The following is a 19,151-nucleotide window of genomic DNA, read 5'->3' as shown; positions in this document are numbered from 1 at the left end:
ATGTCTCAAGCAATTCGATATGAGCTTATCAAGACAGATAAGCAAACAGGCGCAAGACTAGGAATCGTGCATACACCGCACGGCTCTTTCGAAACACCGGCTTTTATGCCAGTTGGCACACAAGCATCAGTTAAAACGATGGCCCCAGAAGAGGTAAAAGAAATGGGTGCCGGTATTATTTTAAGTAATACCTATCATTTATGGCTTCGTCCAGGTCACGAACTTATTCGTGAAGCAGGCGGATTACACAAATTTATGAACTGGGATCGTGCTATTTTAACTGATTCTGGTGGTTTCCAAGTTTTTAGTTTAAGTGATATTCGCCGAATTGAAGAAGAAGGCGTTCACTTCCGTAACCATTTAAATGGGGACAAGCTTTTCTTAAGCCCGGAAAAGGCAATGGAAATTCAAAACGCACTTGGATCAGACATTATGATGGCATTTGATGAATGTCCGCCATTTCCAGCTACGTATGACTATATGAAAAATTCTGTAGAACGTACTTCACGCTGGGCTGAACGTTGTTTAGAAGCACATGCTCGTCCACAAGATCAAGGGTTATTCGGGATTGTACAAGGTGGGGAATTCGAAGCTCTTCGTAAACAATCTGCACAAGATTTAGTATCTTTAGACTTCCCTGGCTATGCAATTGGTGGTTTATCTGTAGGTGAGCCAAAAGATATTATGAATAGAATGCTCGAATATACAACACCATTACTACCATCTAACAAACCACGTTACTTAATGGGAGTTGGTTCACCGGACTCATTAATTGATGGTGCAATCCGTGGTATTGATATGTTTGACTGCGTACTACCAACTCGTATTGCGCGTAATGGTACATGTATGACAAGCCAAGGACGATTAGTAGTGAAGAATGCAAAATTTGCTCGCGATTTCGGACCACTCGATCCAAACTGTGATTGCTATACATGTAAAAACTATTCACGTGCTTATATTCGCCACTTAATCAAAGCGGATGAAACATTTGGCATTCGATTAACTTCATATCATAATCTGTATTTCTTACAAGATTTAATGCGTAAAGTACGCCAAGCAATTCGCGAAGATCGTCTTGGTGATTTCCGTGAAGAATTCTTTGAACAATATGGATTCAACAAACCAAATGCAAAAAATTTCTGATTCTTGTATAATGAGTGCTAGAGATAGAAAGGGGGAGATCTAGATATGCCACAACAATTACAAGCAATTCTACCAATGATTGTTATTTTCGCTTTGATGTATTTTATGTTAATTCGTCCAGCGCAAAAACAACGTAAAAACACTCAAAACATGCAAAGTAATTTAGCACGAGGCAATAAAATCGTTACTATTGGTGGTTTACACGGTGTAATCGAAGCAATCGATGACGCATCAGTGCTAATCAAAGCTGAAGACGGTTCTAAATTACGTTTTGAACGTGCTGCTATAGGTAAAGTAGTAGAAGTAACAGAAGCAGCAAAATAATATTAATTATTAGGTATTGTTATATGATATTGTTGATTTTAATGCATCATACTTGAGCGAAAGGCGGCGAATCCCACAGGAAAGTGTCCTCCTGTAGCGAAACTGATGAAATATCAATAATATTGTTCTAAAGCCAATTGTTAATAAAACGAGTAAATTTAGAATGAAATTTTTGCTATGGAAAATACTATCTAAACAAATTAAAGCCTTTATTTCGAATAGAAATAAAGGCTTTTTTGCGCTTTTGTAGAAATAATACAATGTTCATCTTGTTGAAAGGAAAACGATGACGATGTCTAAAAAAAAACTGAATACAAAAAAGAAAATAGAGCAGTTAGGATATGACGATGATACCATCCATTCACGTTTAACAGCTAAACAACGAATGGCACAAAATCGAACGGGAAGTAATCGCTTAAAAGTACATGCAAAGCCCAAATGGATTCGTTCCTTAGGCTACATTATTTTTATTCTACTTGTGTGTGGTATAGCTGCTTTGGTAATTTACACTTTCTTGTAATGCATAATTTGTATAGCAACGACAAAGGCTAGAAATAAAAAAGGAGTCGTAATGTGAACGATTTATTAGTTATCGCTTTTCGTATGATCTTCCTATACTTTGTCATTTTAATTATCTTTAAGCTTATGGGAAAACGTGAGGTTGGAGAATTAAGTGTAATGGACCTTGTCGTATTTGTATTGATTGCAGATGTTGCATCGTTTGCAGTTGATGATCCAGAACGAAACTTATTTGAGTCCATTTTACCTATGATCATATTATTAATTATACAAGTAACAATTTCTTTTATTTCCTTAAAAAGTAAATCTATTCGTGATAAAATTGATGGTGATCCAACAACGATTATACGTGATGGCGTGCTTCTTGAAGATGAAATGAGAAAACAGCGTTATAATTTAGACGATTTGTTTCAACAACTAAGAGAGAAACAAATTGGGTCAATTCAAAAAGTGGCATACGCTTTTTTAGAACCATCAGGAAATCTTTCTATCTTCATGAAAGATAGCCTGCCCCCGATATTACCATTAGTGGTTGATGGCGAAATTCAGAGAAGACACCTTCAATTAATTGACAAAGACGAACAATGGTTACTAAGAGAGCTGGATAAAATTGGTTATAAAGAAACTGACCGAATTTTCTATTGTTGTTTTGAAGAGGGGAAAGTTCATGTCCAAATGAAATCATAATCGCTTTCTTAATGTCTTAGTCAAATAACGGAAATCAGTTATTCGAATTTGATCAGCAATCATAAGAATCACAAATAGCAAAGCAAGAGTTATGGATCCATTAATCCATATATTAAATTGCGAAGTAGGTAAGATATACTGACGTACGACAACGACTAGAATGCAAACCCAGTATGGAATGATGAATAATTTAAAGCCAGTTTCAACATATTTCTTTTTCCTAATCGTAGCAATATGCAAGAAAGAAGTTATCAAAACCCCAAAGCCAATGGCAATAACGGCACCTGTTTCAGCAATGAAAGGCTGCGAAGCGAGAGCGAGCATGACCAGAAGTTTACCAATCCCACCATATACAGAGTTCATCATTGCTGCCTTAGCTTCATCCAGTGCCTGAAGGATCGAATTTAAGGGGCTCTGTATATAGTAAAAGAAGAAAATAGGAGCTAATAATTTCATGTACCCTCGATCTTCTGACAGATGGAAGAGTTTTGTGGCAAATTCGTCTCCGTATAAAAAAAAGAAAACGGCACTGAAACAACCAACGATTGTAGATAACCTTAGAGCAATATGGACTCTTTCTCTTAAAAGAGATTGCTTACCTCTCGCAACAGCGTCACTAACAGCGGGAATTAGTACTACAGCTAATGCATACGGGATAAATGAGGGGAAAAGTAGTAATGGAATATGAACACCTGATATGATTCCGTATTGTTTTGTTGCAGCTGCAGCAGTTAAACCGGCTAATGTTAACGCTTTTAAAAAAACAATGGGTTCTAAAAACCATGTAAAAGATCCGAATAAGCGACTACCAGTAGAAGGTAAGGCAATATTTAAAATTGGCTTTGGAGAAGAATAACCTTTTGATGACAGAACAATTCCTTTACGTTTTGCGTGTAAATATTTCCAGTATAAATAGGCTAGGGCTGCTATTTCGGCAAGACCTGTGATTACCATTGCATATGTAGCGGTAGTAGCAGGGGAGTCTTGTACAACACCATAAGGTAATAACCAAGTAATCATGGCAATCCGTATAACTTGTTCAATTGTTTGTGACCAAGCTGTTTCTTCAATACGTGCAAGACCTTGGAATAATCCTTTTAATAAAGCGGAAGCCATAGATAAGGGTACAGTAAATAGTGAAACATATAGCAACATTCTAACTTGATTATCATGTAGAAGATTTTCAGCTAAATAAGGAATGAATAGTAATATTAGTGGAAAGAAAAGTAGGATAGATAGATAGCTTAATAGTCTAGAAGTGCGCATTACTTTACTAATTTCAACTCGTTTACCTTTTGCCTCTAATTCAGCGACGATTTTCGCTATGGCAATTGGTATACCTAGTTGAACAAGTGATAAAAAGAAGATAAATGCAGGGTAAGCTGTCATATAGACGCCTACAGCCTCTTCACCTGCAACACGCATAAATTGCATTCGATATAAAAAACCTAATAATTTAGAGAGTAGAACAGCCCCCATTAACAAAAAGGTGCCATGGAAAAATGAAGTCATAAGGTCCCTTCTTTCTGTAAATACAATTTCTGTAAAATACTAAATCTTGTACGTTCAAAAAAATGGAAAAGGACGTGAGTGAAGATGGTAATACAATATGAACAATTATTTACAAAAGTTTTACCTGTCCTAAAAATAAAAAAAGCAGATTTTAAAATGGAAGGTTTAAAAAGTATTACCGAACAGGATATTTGGCGCTTTTTAGTCGTGAAAAAATGGAAAAAGTTAAGTGAGGCCGAATTAGCTTTACATAAAGTGATCGCCGATATTTTTTCATTAACTGCTGCTCAGTATATGACTTTCACACAAGTAGAAGAACTAAAAAGTGCAAATTGGTTTGCTCCTATTAACGATGAAGAGTTACAAATTTTAATAGGAAATCAAAATTCACCTAAAATTCTTTCCTAATTAGTAAAAAAGTACATGGGATTGATTTGACAGCTAGGCAAACCTGTTTCATAATAAAACGTGTTATGCAATTATAGTGACGAGATCGAATCAATAGAATATGAAACAATGGTATGAAAGAATTCTACTGCTTCATAAAGGCGATTAATGCTCGTGATTGAGAGATAGTTTTCTGGCTAGGACAACACTTCGATACAAAGTAGTGACAAGATAACTAACTAGCACAGCGAACATCAAAATCGTCTACTGTCATTTAGTAATACAGTGGCATTTGTTTGAGGAGGAAGTTTTAATGAAATTAAAAAGCCGAATCGTCGCGTTTCTAATGATTGTCCTTGTAATCGGCGCACTCATGGGAACGACCGCAAAAGGCGTACTAAGTAACATTAACTTAGGCCTGGATCTACAAGGTGGCTTCGAAGTTCTTTATCAAGTTGAACCTTTAAAAGAAGGACAGAAAATAACCGAAAGTGATGTCAAAGCAACGGCTGATGCCATTAGTAGACGTGTAAATGTTCTTGGGGTAAGCGAACCAAGTATTCAAATTGAAAATGGTAACCGTATCCGTGTTCAATTAGCAGGAGTTCAAGACCAAGAATCAGCACGTGATGTCCTATCAAACCAAGCAAACCTTACATTCCGTGATGTCAATGACAAAGTGTTATTAGACGGTAATGATTTACAACAAGGTGGAGCAAAAGCAGCTTTTGACCAACAAGGTCGTCCAATGGTTACACTTAAACTAAAGGACCCAAATAAATTTGCAAATGTAACAAGTAAAGTTGCTGCAATGGGAGCGCCAAATAATCTATTAGTTATTTGGTTAGACTTTAACGAAGGAAAAGACTCTTACAAAAAAGAAGTTTTGGAAACAAAACCTAAATTTGTATCTAACCCACAAGTTACTCAAACCATTAATTCTAAAGACGTCCAAATCACAGGTAACTTTACAGTTCAAGAAACAAAAGATTTAGCAGGGATATTAAATGCTGGTGCACTTCCAGCAAAATTAACTGAAATGTACTCAACTTCTGTTGGTGCACAATTCGGTGACCAAGCATTAAATAGTACAGTATTTGCTAGTATCATTGGTGTAGCGTTAATTTTCATTTTCATGTTGTTAGTTTATCGTTTACCAGGTTTAGTGGCAGATATTACATTAACAATCTTTACATTTATTACGTTAGTAATCTTTGACTGGATTCATGCTGTAATGACCCTACCAGGAATTGCCGCATTAGTACTTGGGATAGGGATGGCAGTAGATGCCAACATCCTTATGTATGAGCGTATTAAAGAAGAATTGCGTGTAGGTAAATCTGTTAAAGCCGCATTTAAGTCGGGTTCAAAATCTTCATTTACTGCGATTTTCGATGCCAATATTACAACATTACTTGCAGCTGGTGTACTTTTTGTATTTGGTGAAAGTTCTGTAAAAGGTTTTGCAACAACATTAATCATTTCTATCTTAGTTAGCTTCTTTACTGCTGTTTGGGGTACTCGTGTACTGCTAGGGTTACTAGTTAATAGTGGCTACTTGGATGGGAAATTTGGATTATTCGGTGTGAATAAATCTCGTGTTCATAAAATTGAAGAAGGAGTGGATACACTTGATTTATCAACTCACTTCGATCGCTTCGATTTTGTACACAATCGTAAAAAATTCTTTACACTATCAGCTGTCCTAATTATTGCTGGTATGATTGTACTGGGAATCTTCAAATTGAATCTTGGAATAGACTTCACAGAGGGTTCTCGTGTAGAAGTAGCATCAAATCATGCATTAACAAAAGAAGATGTAAAAACCTATGTTGATAAAATTGGTTTCTCTTCTGATGATATTGTTATTTCTGGAAATAAAAACGATCGAGCAGTCATCCGATATAAAGAAGACTTTTCAAAAGATGAAATCAAGAAGATAAAAACAGAGTTTAATAAAGAATTTGGTCAAACACCATCAATTAGCACAGTTTCACCAACTATTGGTAAAGAACTTGCAAGAAATGCGATTAAAGCGTTAATATACGCTTCAATTGGTATTATTATCTATGTTGCCTTCCGATTTGAATGGCGCATGGGTGTTGGTGCAATCGTATCATTAATACATGACGTATTCTTCATGGTGGCGATTTTCAGTCTCTTCCGTATAGAAGTAGATATCACATTTATCGCAGCTGTATTAACAATCGTCGGATATTCAATCAATGATACAATAGTTACATTTGACCGTATCCGTGAAAACTTACATCGCGTTGAGAAAATTAAAGACGCTGATGATTTAGCACATATTGTAAATAAATCACTTCGTCAAACATTAGGACGTTCCGTGAATACTGTAATGACAGTTATTATAGTAGTTGTTGCTTTATTAATCTTTGGTGCAAGCTCAATTTCAACATTCTCCATTGCATTATTAATTGGTTTAATAACAGGTATGTATTCTTCAATCTACATCGCAGCCCAAATCTGGTACGTATTAAAAGTACGTGAAATGAAGAAAAAAGGCCATGTAGATGTAGGTAAGAAGAAAAAACAATGGGGTTCAGATGAGCCTGTAGTTTAATCTATTCGGTTCATAGCAAAAAAATGAAAATCCATTCTAACGGTTTATTCCATTAGAGTGGATTTTTTTTGAATATAAATTCTTCCATACAAATGGCGGAAATCAAAAACTCTAAAAAATTTCATAAAAGAAATTTAAAAAAGTTTCAAACCTATCAAAAAAGCATGATAAAATAATAGCGAATAAAGTAACGTTTAGGAGATGGATTTAAAGGTTATAAGTACTAGTTAATTAGAAAGCATAGGTATTTAACTGGTGGGAAATGAAAGTGATAAAATATATAGAAATTGGAGAAATAGATGATGAACTATAAAAAATGGATAATTATACTTAGTACTACTTTTATCACATCAATAACTTTTCCTTTTTTTGCTCATGCCACTAACAATCAATACGATAATGTGATGATTGTATATAAAAATAATGATGGTAAAGAACAGATCATGGAGCAAGCTGTTGATATCGAACATACATATGAAAATCTTAAAACGATTGAAGGAACTTTCACCCGTGAAAGCTTAACTGCTTTAAAAAATTTACCTGATATAAAAGTAGTTGAAAAGAATCCAGGTATAGTAGAATCCTTAGATACAGCTAGCCCTCAGTTTACTACTCTTACTCCGAATTGGAGTTTGAATTCTATCAATATACAAAATGCGTGGTCTACAGGCCTCACAGGTGAGAATGTAAAAGTTGCAGTGGTTGATACTGGTGTAGCTTTAAATAATGCACTGCCAAATGTCAATCGATATTCTTTTGTAGATGATGATCCACGAACACGGGTTGACGAAAGTACTCCTTATGATACGGATGGACACGGTACTTTTGTATCTGGGATAATAGCTGCAGATATTACGTCAAATAATAATTATGATAATATTGCTGGAATTGCACCAGGTGTATCACTATACAGTCTTAAGGTCTTTCAAGAAGATGGTGCCACAATGGAGTCACTTTTAAAAGCTCTTGAATGGTCAATTAAGCATCATATAGATATTGTCAATATGTCTCTAGGTACCTCTGGCGATGATCCAATCCTAAGAAATGCAGTTGAAAAAGCATACAATGCCGGAATTATATTAGTCGCTGCAGCGGGTAATGATGGTATGGGAAAAAATGTAAGATATCCTGCGAAATATGATCAAGTGATTGCAGTATCTTCTGTAGATCAAAATAATAAGATTTCCTATTTTTCAAATACTGGTTCAAAAGTAGAGTTCACTGCGCCAGGCAGTAATATCTATTCATTGGGATTACATAGTAACATTGTTCAAGATTCCGGAACTTCATTTTCAACTCCACACGTTACAGGATTTCTAGCATTGTTAAAACAACAATATCCGGACTACTCAAATGAACAGTTACGAAAGATATTAAGAAATTATACGATTGACTTAGGCAATAAAGGAAAAGATCCCTACTATGGATATGGCTTGGTTAATTATGTTCAAAGAACGCCAGATGACGTCAAAACACTTGCAGTAAATGATATTACAAAAACATCTGCAATAATATCTTACACACCAAGTGAAAATGCAGTTATACCAACTGAAAAATATTATATTTATGTAAATGATCAATTAATAGGCACGACAACTGATTTAAAATATTCCCTATCAAATTTAAAAGAGGGTACTTCTTATAAAGTACTGGTTGAAGCGGTAAGTGCAGAGAATGTTACGACGCAAGGAAAGGGAATTACCTTTAAAACAGTTCAATCTACTGAAGAAGAACAATATCTAGAAAATAATTCTTCTGCCATTGCAAGTTGGATGAATCTTTTGGATAAGGGAAAATCACTAACATTTAAAACACAATTTGCACCATTATACTCGATATCTGCCGGGTTAACAGCATCACAAAAAGCCACGATCACGAAATATAACAAAAAAATACATCTCGTAGCTATTTCAGCATCATCAACATCGAGTTATGTAAAGGCAACAAACTTAAAAAGCATAAAGACAAAAAAATCAACAACTATAACATTCGATACGGCGATCAAGCCTTCAACTCTAACTACTAGCAATGTCTATGTATTAAGAGCAGGTAAAAAAGTATCAGGATTTACTTTGAAGAAGGATTCAAAAGGTAAATCCATCAACATTTCAACGAGCAAAAACTTAGCAAAGGGTAACTATGTAATTTTCATAGATAATAAAGGTTTAAAAACTTCTAAAGGAAAAGCTGCTTCAAAACCGATAGCAATTGAATTTACAGTGAAATAGAAGAGAAGGCCACAGTTTAGTTTGACATCAACTGTGGTCTTTAAATTTGTTGGATCGAATCCAGCTGGTAAAGATAAAGGAGTTGTTTTAAGCAAATATGAATAGTGCCAATCTATTGTATTCTACTTTCAAAGTAACGCATATATTTTGTATAATGAAACTCATGAGGAAGTGAAATAATGACAGCGACTGAAAAAAGATGGCGTATTAATCGCCCGGATGAACAGCTTGTTAAAGAACTACAGGATGGACTTAAAATTTCATCAATTACAGCTAAGATTTTAGTAGCACGCGGTTTCAATACAGTTGAAGCAGCTCGTGATTTTTTAACGATTGACGAAAATGCCATCCATGATCCCTTTGAACTGCATGGCATGAAGGAAGCTGTTGAACTAATAAATAAAACAATTCAAGATAAAGAAAAAATACTAGTATATGGTGATTACGACGCCGATGGTATTACTAGCACTACAGTCATGAAAACAGTTTTACAAGACCTTGGTGCAGATATATCTCATATGATTCCTAATCGTTTTACAGATGGATATGGTCCAAGTGAACGACTTTTTAGACAGGCATATGAAGAAGGCTTCAAACTCATTATTACAGTCGATAACGGTATTGCTGGTAATCATGAAGTTCAGGTTGCAAAAGATTTAGGAATGGACGTTATCATAACAGATCACCATGAACCAGGTGAAATATTACCTCCTGCAGATGTTATTATCCATCCAAGACACCCAGAAGGGCATTATCCATTTGGCGAATTAGCGGGTGTTGGAGTTGCCTTTAAAGTAGCACATGCATTATATGGTGAATTTCCTAAACATCTAGTAGAAATCGTTGCAATAGGCACTATTGCTGATTTAGTACCACTACTAGACGAAAATCGTTATCTTGTAAAAGCAGGAATTGAAGCATTACAACTATCCACAAGACCTGCCGTTAAAGCATTATGTAAAGTATCTGGAACAAACCAACAAGAAATAAATGAAGAAACAATTGGCTTTGGCTTTGCGCCAAGACTAAATGCTCTAGGCAGACTTGGTGATGCAGCACCAGGCGTTGACTTCTTAATGGCTCAAGATACAAACGAAGCAATATCAATGGCGAATTACTTAAACGAACAGAATAAAGAACGCCAAGCCATCGTTACAGACATAACTGAACAAGCCATCGCAATGGTTGAAAATGATGAGGAAATTGGAAATTCACAAGTATTAGTCATTGCAGAAGAGGGGTGGAATCCAGGTGTAGTTGGAATTGTAGCATCGAGACTTGTAGAAAAATACTACCGCCCAACAATTATCCTTTCAATAGATGTAGAAAAGGGTACTGCAAAAGGATCTGCTCGTAGTATTGAAGGTTTTCACATGTACAAGGAACTTTCTAAAAACAGAGAGATTTTGCCAGCATTTGGAGGACATCCTATGGCTGCGGGGATGACACTTGCGATGGAAGATGTCGATGAATTGCGATATCGCTTGGATATACAAGCCAGAGAGTGTTTAACAGAAGAAGATTTAATTCCTGTTTTAGAAGTTGATATTCCACTTACTATGGATGAAATTGATATCGAAGCAATCGAAGACGTTCGTACATTAGCCCCGTTTGGTACAAGTTTTGCAAAGCCTATGTATGCTATTGAAGACGCATCTGTTCAATCAATGCGCAAAATTGGTGCAAATGAGGATCATATTAAGCTACAAATAGGTTCAAATAATCAAGAATTAGATGCAGTAGGCTTTCATAAAGGCTATTTAGTAGATGAATTAACATATGGTATCAAGGTGTCTTTTGCTGGAGATCTTCAAATTAATGAATGGAATGGTCGTAAAAAGCCACAACTCATGCTACAAGATGTCAAAACGAATGAATGGCAACTATTTGATTTAAGAGGTATTCGTCAAGTAGCACGTTGGTTACAAACCATTCCTCTTGAGGAAGTTACTTTTTTAGCCTTTAGAGAAGCAACAATTAGCTACTATGAATCTCTAATTCCGAAAGAAATTCTCGAGTTTTCGGAAAATATTTCAAATGCAAATTGTCGTCCATATGTTGTATTATTAGATTTGCCACAAAATGTTCAAATACTAGAATCGCTATTAATATGCGTAAAACCAACTCGAATTTATGCACATTTTTATATACCAGATTCTCACTATTTCGATGGAATGCCTACACGAGAGCAGTTTGTGTGGTATTATTCATTTTTGAGAAAAAGACAGACTTTCCAATTACGCCAGCATTTAACTGATTTAGCAAAACATAAAGGCTGGAGCCGTGATATGCTTATTTTCATGACACAGGTGTTTTTTGAACTTGGATTTGTTACAATAGAAAATGGACTCGCGAAAATTGTAGATGATCCGCCTAAAAAAGATTTAACAAGCGCTAAAATCTATCAAGAACGCTCGCAACAAATGGATTTAGAACAAACCCTATTGTATGCGCCATATAAGGATTTAAGAGATTGGTTTGACCTCCGTTTAAATGGTCAAGCAGTTTCTGAGGAGGAACAATAATAATGGATTTAAAACAATATGTGACAATCGTTGAAGATTGGCCTAAAGAAGGCATTTCTTTTAAAGATATCACAACAATTATGGATAACGGTAAAGCCTATAAATATGCAACAGACCAAATCGTTGAATACGCTAAAAAAGTTGGTGCTGAATTAATCGTAGGACCAGAAGCTCGTGGTTTCATCACAGGATGCCCAGTAGCTTATGCGCTTGAAATTGGTTTTGCTCCAGTACGTAAACCAGGTAAGTTACCACGTGAAGTAGTTTCTGCTGACTACGGTCTTGAATATGGTAAAGATACATTAACAATGCACAAAGATGCAGTGAAACCAGGACAAAAAGTTTTAATCGTAGATGACTTACTAGCTACTGGTGGAACTGTTGATGCTGCAATTCGTTTAATTGAACAACTGGGTGGAGAAGTAGTAGGCTGTGCCTTCTTAATCGAGCTTGAAGAATTACATGGCCGTGATAAAATAGAAGGCTATGATGTCTTCACTTTAATGCAATACTAGTCATTATTATTGGACTAATGAAGGAAGCCCTCATAGCATCAGCTTGAGGGCTTCCTTCATTTAAAATCGGACCGTGTCCGTTTAGCCCCGACAAGAAAATTAATGTAAACGAAGAGGTGCTTTTTCCCTCATATGGTAGAGGTTATTGTACATCGAGGCACTGGCACGCGAAGTTAGACGTAATTTGTCGAATTGTCGATTTTTTCGATGAAATAGCCTTTACAAATAGGCTATTTTTTTTATACAATTAAAGTTATACCTAATCGGAAAAATTATGAAATAGGGTGGGCTAACATGGCGAAAGATCAAGTGATGACAGCAGAAGAAGTTTTCGCAATTCTTACATCATATATGAATGACGAACACGTCGCATTTGTAAAAAAAGCATATGAGCTAGCAAAAGAATCGCATAAAGAACAGTTCAGAAGTTCAGGAGAGCCATATATCTTACATCCTGTACAAGTAGCTGGTATTTTAGCTGATCTACAAATGGATCCAGAAACAGTAGCAGCAGGTTTCTTACATGATGTAGTAGAGGATACTTCTGTCACACGTGAGGACCTTGTAGAACAATTTAGTGAAGAAGTTGCAATGCTTGTAGATGGTGTAACAAAGCTTGGTAAGATTAAATATAAATCGAAAGCTGAACAACAGGCTGAAAATCATCGTAAAATGTTCGTAGCAATGGCACAGGATATCCGCGTCATTCTCATCAAATTAGCAGACAGATTACATAATATGAGAACGCTTAAACATTTGCCTGTTGAAAAACAACGTCGTATCTCAAAAGAAACACTTGAAATCTTTGCTCCGTTGGCACACCGACTAGGAATGTCAGCTATTAAATGGGAGCTAGAAGATACTGCGTTACGATATCTAAATCCACAGCAATATTATCGTATCGTGAACTTAATGAAACGAAAACGTGTAGAACGTGAAGATTATTTAAAATCTGTAATGGAAGAGGTTCACCTTCAACTGGATGATATCCATATTAATGCGGATTTATCTGGTCGTCCAAAGCATATTTATAGTATTTATCGCAAAATGGTTTTACAAAACAAGCAATTTAATGAAATCTACGACTTGCTAGCTGTTCGCGTTATAGTAGATAGTATTAAAGATTGCTACGCAGTACTTGGTATTGTGCATACACTTTGGAAACCAATGCCAGGTCGCTTCAAAGACTATATTGCAATGCCAAAGCAAAATCTTTATCAATCCCTTCATACAACTGTAATCGGACCTTATGGGGATCCGCTAGAAGTGCAGATCCGTACCAAAGAAATGCATAAAATTGCAGAGTTCGGGGTTGCTGCTCACTGGGCATATAAAGAGGGCAAGAATATTGAAAATAACAAATCAAATATTGACAATAAATTAACATGGTTCCGCGAAATATTAGAATTCCAAAACGAATCATCCAATGCGGAAGAATTCATGGAATCATTGAAATTCGATTTATTCTCTGACATGGTTTATGTATTTTCTCCTAAAGGTGATGTTATCGAGTTACCAGCTGGTTCTGTACCAATTGACTTTGCTTATCGAGTTCACTCAGAAATCGGGAACAAAACAATAGGTGCAAAAGTAAATGGCAAAATGGTACCGTTAGACACCCCTTTAAAAACTGGCGATATTATAGAAATCATGACATCCAAACAATCATTTGGTCCGAGTCGAGATTGGTTGAATATCGCACAATCTTCACAAGCAAAGCATAAGATTAAGCAATTCTTTAAAAAGCAATTACGTGAAGACAATGTGAACAAAGGCCGTGAAATGATTGAAAAAGAAATCATTGAACAAGGCTATGATCCAAAAGAAATTTTAACGCCTGAAAACTTTAAACGAGTATGTGAAAAATTAAATTATGCGAATGAGGATGACTTAGTAGCAGCTGTTGGATTTAACGGTATGACAGCATTGCAAGTCGTGAATCGTCTTGCAGAACGTGTCAGAAAACAACGTTCTCAAGAAGAAGTGATAGAAAAAATTACGAAAGAGATGAAATCACCTGCAAAACAAAAAGTAACTGAAACAGGTGTTGTTGTTAAAGGGTTAGAAAATCTATTAATCCGTTTATCTCGTTGCTGTAATCCTGTACCAGGCGATGAAATCGTTGGCTTTATTACGAAAGGTCGAGGTGTATCTGTTCATCGTGCAGATTGTCCAAATATCCAAACATCAGAAGAGCATGAACGATTGATCGATGTTGATTGGGAACAAAATTTAGAACAGGAACAAAAATTATTTGATGTCGATATCGAAATCTCAGGCTTTGACCGTGTAGGTATGTTAAACGAAGTAATACAAGTTGTAACGGAAACAAAAACATCGATTAGTGGAATAAGTGCTCGCACAGATCGAGATAAATTCGCTACGATCAATCTGACATTAAAAATACGTCATATTCATCATTTATATAAAGTGGTAGATCGGGTTAAACAAATTCCTGATATCTATTCAGTACAACGTGTTATGCACTAAGATAGGAGATTTAGCATGAGAGTAGTCTTACAACGAAGTAAAGAAGCATCTGTCACTGTAGATGGTAAGGTGACTGGGAAGATTGCCAAAGGCTATGTGTTACTAGTCGGAATTACACATGGTGATACAAAAGATGATGCAGACTATATTGCAAAAAAGATTGCAAAAATGCGTATTTGGGAAGATGAAGAGGGTAAGATGAATCACTCTATTAAAGAGCATGGAGGGGACATTTTATCAGTATCTCAATTTACTTTGTATGCTGATACTAGAAAAGGTAATCGTCCAAGCTTTACCGATGCGGCTCGTCCAGAAGACGCCTTACCATTATGGGAATACTTCAACAGTACACTCTGCGCACTCGGCTTACATGTTGAAACAGGAGTATTCGGTGCTATGATGGATGTAAAATTAATCAATGACGGACCAGTTACTATGTTAATTGAATCTAAATAAGTATGAAGAAATCCCTGATCATTATTGAAGAATGATTAGGGGTTTTTTGCTGTATATAAAAACAAACACGAGTTTTGGCTCCAACCCAATTAATCCGGCTAATCTTATTTGTACCAAAAGTGATAGCGTCAGGTACAGGAGCTTCGGGGTATTCACTTCTCCTTTATTCACAAAAAAAGCAATCATATCAAATGATATGATTGCTCAATTTTGAGTATTTTAATTAGTCACGACCATAGTATGCAAGAAGACCGTTTACAACGCCTTCAGCAACAGTTTCACGATAATGATCACTATTTACTAATTTAGCATCAGAAGAATTGGAAACGAATCCAAGTTCTAATAGTACAGATACTACAGAATTATATCTTACAACATAGTAATCCACTTTCTTTAATTTACGGTCACTATAGCTTGGATATTCTTCTTTAATAGCATCCTTTATTCCTTCATGAATTGCTTCTGCGAACTTTGCGCTACTTACTCTAGCAGAAGTTGAATAATAACTTTCATAGCCAGTAGCGGAAGAAGGACCTGAATTATGATGCACGCTGATAAAGGCGTTCGCACCTTTTTGCTTCGCATATCCAGCACGCTCATCAAGTGTTAAAAATTGATTATCAGTTGTACGTGTCATGTACACAGTGCCGTCAACATTTTCAATTGCAGTTTGAATTGCTTTTGCAGCTTTTAAGTTCAATGTTTTTTCAACTACGCCATTACCTGATGCACCACTATCTTGTCTACCGTGACCAGGGTCAATGACAATTTTAATGCCAGCTAAGGAGCCTTTAACACTGTCAGATACAGTTGTTGTAGGTTTTTTGGTAGTAATTTTACTGCTAGTTGTATTAGCTGAAATCCAACCTTTTTGTTTTGAGTTATACTGAACTTCTACCCAATTGTTATTTGAAACGCGTAATACTTTAAAGAAATTACCTTTTGATACTTTGCCAAGTGATGGCGCAGCAGTTGTTGGTAATGATCGAACATTTAAAGTACTAGATTTCATAACAAAATATTGTGTTTTGGAAGGGACACTTGCTGTAAATGAGATGTCCGCTGTTGAAGCAAACCCATAGTATGTACTACCATTAATCCAACCCTCAACATCATTATAACTTACATAAATCCAACCATTACTTGCTTGTTTTAAAATTTGGACTTTTGTTTCAAACGGTACGTCTTGTCCAAGCGATTCAGCACTAGCGCTATAATTGTCACGCATTGTTAAACCGGTACGTTCTGTTACATAATAGTAAGTTGTTTCTTCTGGCACTACTACGGTGATGGAACTAGTTGTGGGCTCTTTAACTTTTTGTGTACCGTATTTACCAGATACCCAGCCTTTTTTTCCTGTTTGATATGTAACTTCTACCCAACCATTACTTGCTATACGTGAGATTTGCAAAGATTCATTTTTATATACGTAATCTAATTTTTTAGAACTTGATGAAGGTTCTGAACGTACAGATAATGAGTTTGCATTGACGACAAAGTATAAATTCTCTTTGGCATTCGTAATTTTAGGTTTTGATGCTGTTGAATTTTTGTTTGAAATCGTCACATAAGTGGCATTTACCCAACCAGTAATGCTTGCTGTTTTAATTTTCACCCAGCCATTCTTTTGTTGAATATATGTAGCTGTCTTTCCTTTGTTTAATTTTCCAAGAGACTTAGAAGCAGCGGAGTTAGTTTGACGAATATTCAAGTTGTCCGTTTTAGAAGTAACGATTTTCGAAGTTAGAGAAGCGGTTGAAACGGTAGGTGTAACCGTTTTTAAATATTTGGCTGATGCCCAGCCTTTTACATTCTTATACTTCACTTGATACCAGTTACCACTTTTTGAGAGCTTTGTTACAGTTGTATTCTTCTTAACGGATAACAGAACTTTTGAACTAGTGTTGGGCATACTTCTAATATTTAGTGCATTTGCTGTTACCTTCAAATTTGTCGTAGCTGCATCTGCTTTTGGAATTACTGCGAACATAGAAACGACTAATATTAGACAAATTGAGACAATAGTCGCTATATATAGTCTTTTTGTATTCATGATTTCCCTCCTTTCTTCCATTGTAAATTGAAAAGACATAAAAAACTATAGGTTTTTTTAAATAGTTGACATATTTCTTGGAAATGATATGATATGAAGTAATCTGTATGATTATTAAATGCCTATGACCAAGAAAGTAACAATCAAGCAGTACTTTTAAGAGAGGAAAAGACGTGGCTGAAATCTTTTCTATTGTACCGATTAGTGAAAAACACTTGTGAGGTTTTTCTTCGAACGAGTAATCCAGTAGGGGAAAACGGAATCGGCCGTTATCCGATTTGAGAGGATTTAGTAAGTAAAAGCTAAATCAACTAGGGTGGAACCGCGGAAGCATATATAGCTCTCGTCCCTTGCGTTAAGCAAGGGGCGGGAGCTTTTTTTATTAAATGCGGAAAATCTTACGTTGAAGCTGTTCATGAATAGAAAGGAGAACTGTGTATGAGTTTTAAAGTACCTAGAGGCACACAAGATATTTTACCGGGCCAAACAGAAAAATGGCAAAAGGTTGAGGAAATCATCCGCCATCTTTGCCAAGTTTACCGTTACCAAGAAATTCGCACACCTATTTTTGAATCCACTGAGCTATTTCAACGTGGTGTAGGCGATACGACAGATATCGTGCAAAAGGAAATGTACACATTTAAAGACCGTGGCGATCGTTCACTTACTCTTCGTCCAGAAGGTACAGCAGCAGTTGTGCGTTCATACGTTGAACATAAAATGTTCGGTCAACCAGATCAACCAGTTAAATTATCTTATATTGGACCAATGTTCCGCTATGAACGACAACAAGCGGGGCGCTATCGTCAATTCGTACAATTTGGCGTAGAAGCAATTGGTAGTAAAGATCCAGCAATTGACGCAGAAACTATTGCCCTTGCGATGAATGTTTATGAGGCAGCTGGTCTTAAAGATATAAAATTAGTGATTAATTCACTTGGAGACCATGATGTTCGTGCAAAACACCGTGAAGCTTTAGTGAAACATTTTGAACCACATATTCACGAATTTTGCTCAGACTGTCAATCACGCCTTGAAAAAAATCCACTTCGTATTTTAGATTGTAAAGTGGATCACGATCATCCGTTAATGGCGACAGCACCAGCCTTAACAGATTACTTAAATGAAGAATCTGCAAACTATTTCGAACAAGTGAAAAAATATTTAGATGTACTTGGTATTTCTTATGAAGTAGATCCAAATCTTGTTCGTGGTTTAGATTACTATAACCATACTACTTTTGAAATCATGAGTACCGCTGAGGGATTAGGTGCCATCACAACATTATGTGGTGGAGGTCGTTATAACGGTCTTGTAGAAGAAATAGGTGGCCCTGAATCACCTGGTATTGGATTTGCAATGAGTATCGAACGTTTACTATTAGCTTTAGAAGCTGAAGGAAAAGAGTTGGATACCGAAAATCAATTAGATATGTACATTGTTGCTATGGATGATGAAGCTAAACTAAAAGCTGTAGAATTAGCAAGTTCTTTCCGTGCAAAAGGCATTTCTACTGAAATAGATTATTCAAATCGTAAAATGAAAGCACAAATGAAATCAGCTGACCGTCAAAAAGCTACATGGGTTATTGTACTTGGCGAATCAGAATTAGCTGAACAACAAGCAAATGTTAAACACATGGCAACAGGCAATCAAGAAATGGTTCCATTCCATGATTTAGTAAACTATTTAACGAAACAGAAAGAACAATAATTGGAGGAATTATAC

General features: G+C 36.0%; 14 protein-coding genes and 1 other annotated feature. Of the genes, 12 read left to right on the top strand and 2 right to left on the bottom strand.

Annotated features, from left to right (window positions below):
- From tgt to ACIQ4I_RS10065, 4 genes are all read left to right on the top strand, one after another.
- Positions 1 to 1,143: a tRNA guanosine(34) transglycosylase Tgt gene (gene tgt / locus ACIQ4I_RS10080; protein ID WP_397539445.1), complete on the top strand. Its 1,143-nt coding sequence runs from the start codon at positions 1 to 3 to the stop codon at positions 1,141 to 1,143.
- 45 nt (positions 1,144 to 1,188) lie between these two features.
- Positions 1,189 to 1,467: a preprotein translocase subunit YajC gene (gene yajC, locus ACIQ4I_RS10075; RefSeq protein WP_403095854.1), complete on the top strand. Its 279-nt coding sequence runs from the start codon at positions 1,189 to 1,191 to the stop codon at positions 1,465 to 1,467.
- Positions 1,468 to 1,753: 286 nt separating this feature from the next.
- Entirely contained in the window at positions 1,754 to 1,987 is a 234-nt protein-coding gene (locus tag ACIQ4I_RS10070) for a hypothetical protein (protein WP_403095853.1), read from the top strand.
- Positions 1,988 to 2,040: 53 nt separating this feature from the next.
- On the top strand, positions 2,041 to 2,673 hold the full coding sequence (locus tag ACIQ4I_RS10065) for a DUF421 domain-containing protein (protein ID WP_403095852.1): 633 nt from the start codon (positions 2,041 to 2,043) through the stop codon (positions 2,671 to 2,673).
- On the opposite strand, the gene ACIQ4I_RS10060 is transcribed toward ACIQ4I_RS10065, so the two are convergent.
- Positions 2,668 to 4,185 carry a putative polysaccharide biosynthesis protein gene (locus ACIQ4I_RS10060; protein WP_403095851.1) on the bottom strand — a complete coding sequence of 506 codons (1,518 nt, stop codon included), beginning with the start codon at positions 4,183 to 4,185 and terminating at the stop codon, positions 2,668 to 2,670. The genes ACIQ4I_RS10065 and ACIQ4I_RS10060 overlap by 6 nt on opposite strands.
- A gap of 84 nt (positions 4,186 to 4,269) precedes the next feature.
- Between ACIQ4I_RS10060 and ACIQ4I_RS10055 the strand changes: the two genes are divergently transcribed.
- The 7 genes from ACIQ4I_RS10055 (at position 4,270) to dtd (ending at position 15,370) form a co-directional block, all read left to right on the top strand.
- The gene (locus ACIQ4I_RS10055) at positions 4,270 to 4,593 is read left to right on the top strand and encodes a post-transcriptional regulator (RefSeq protein WP_403095850.1); all 324 of its coding nucleotides are present in this window, start codon (positions 4,270 to 4,272) and stop codon (positions 4,591 to 4,593) included.
- 292 nt (positions 4,594 to 4,885) lie between these two features.
- Positions 4,886 to 7,156, top strand: a complete 2,271-nt coding sequence (secDF, locus tag ACIQ4I_RS10050; protein WP_403095849.1) for a protein translocase subunit SecDF — start codon at positions 4,886 to 4,888, stop codon at positions 7,154 to 7,156.
- 302 nt (positions 7,157 to 7,458) lie between these two features.
- On the top strand, positions 7,459 to 9,384 hold the full coding sequence (locus ACIQ4I_RS10045; protein WP_403095847.1) for a S8 family peptidase: 1,926 nt from the start codon (positions 7,459 to 7,461) through the stop codon (positions 9,382 to 9,384).
- A gap of 179 nt (positions 9,385 to 9,563) precedes the next feature.
- Entirely contained in the window at positions 9,564 to 11,909 is a 2,346-nt protein-coding gene (gene recJ / locus ACIQ4I_RS10040) for a single-stranded-DNA-specific exonuclease RecJ (RefSeq protein ID WP_403095845.1), read from the top strand.
- Between the two features lie 2 nt (positions 11,910 to 11,911).
- Positions 11,912 to 12,424: an adenine phosphoribosyltransferase gene (locus ACIQ4I_RS10035; RefSeq protein WP_403095843.1), complete on the top strand. Its 513-nt coding sequence runs from the start codon at positions 11,912 to 11,914 to the stop codon at positions 12,422 to 12,424.
- Between the two features lie 294 nt (positions 12,425 to 12,718).
- Positions 12,719 to 14,914, top strand: coding sequence for a RelA/SpoT family protein (locus ACIQ4I_RS10030; protein WP_403095841.1), 2,196 nt, complete (start codon positions 12,719 to 12,721; stop codon positions 14,912 to 14,914).
- Positions 14,915 to 14,929: 15 nt separating this feature from the next.
- Positions 14,930 to 15,370, top strand: a complete 441-nt coding sequence (dtd, locus tag ACIQ4I_RS10025) for a D-aminoacyl-tRNA deacylase (protein ID WP_403095839.1) — start codon at positions 14,930 to 14,932, stop codon at positions 15,368 to 15,370.
- Positions 15,371 to 15,593: 223 nt separating this feature from the next.
- On the opposite strand, the gene ACIQ4I_RS10020 is transcribed toward dtd, so the two are convergent.
- On the bottom strand, positions 15,594 to 17,423 hold the full coding sequence (locus ACIQ4I_RS10020) for an SH3 domain-containing protein (protein ID WP_403095837.1): 1,830 nt from the start codon (positions 17,421 to 17,423) through the stop codon (positions 15,594 to 15,596).
- Positions 17,424 to 17,538: 115 nt separating this feature from the next.
- Positions 17,539 to 17,777 (top strand) — a binding site (T-box leader).
- A gap of 84 nt (positions 17,778 to 17,861) precedes the next feature.
- Between ACIQ4I_RS10020 and hisS the strand changes: the two genes are divergently transcribed.
- The gene (gene hisS / locus ACIQ4I_RS10015) at positions 17,862 to 19,136 is read left to right on the top strand and encodes a histidine--tRNA ligase (RefSeq protein WP_403095835.1); all 1,275 of its coding nucleotides are present in this window, start codon (positions 17,862 to 17,864) and stop codon (positions 19,134 to 19,136) included.
- Positions 19,137 to 19,151 lie beyond the last annotated feature (15 nt).

This window comes from Rummeliibacillus sp. NPDC094406, from assembly GCF_044763875.1.
In the GTDB taxonomy this organism is placed as follows: domain Bacteria; phylum Bacillota; class Bacilli; order Bacillales_A; family Planococcaceae; genus Rummeliibacillus.
This window is presented reverse-complemented; position numbering and strand designations above follow the sequence as displayed.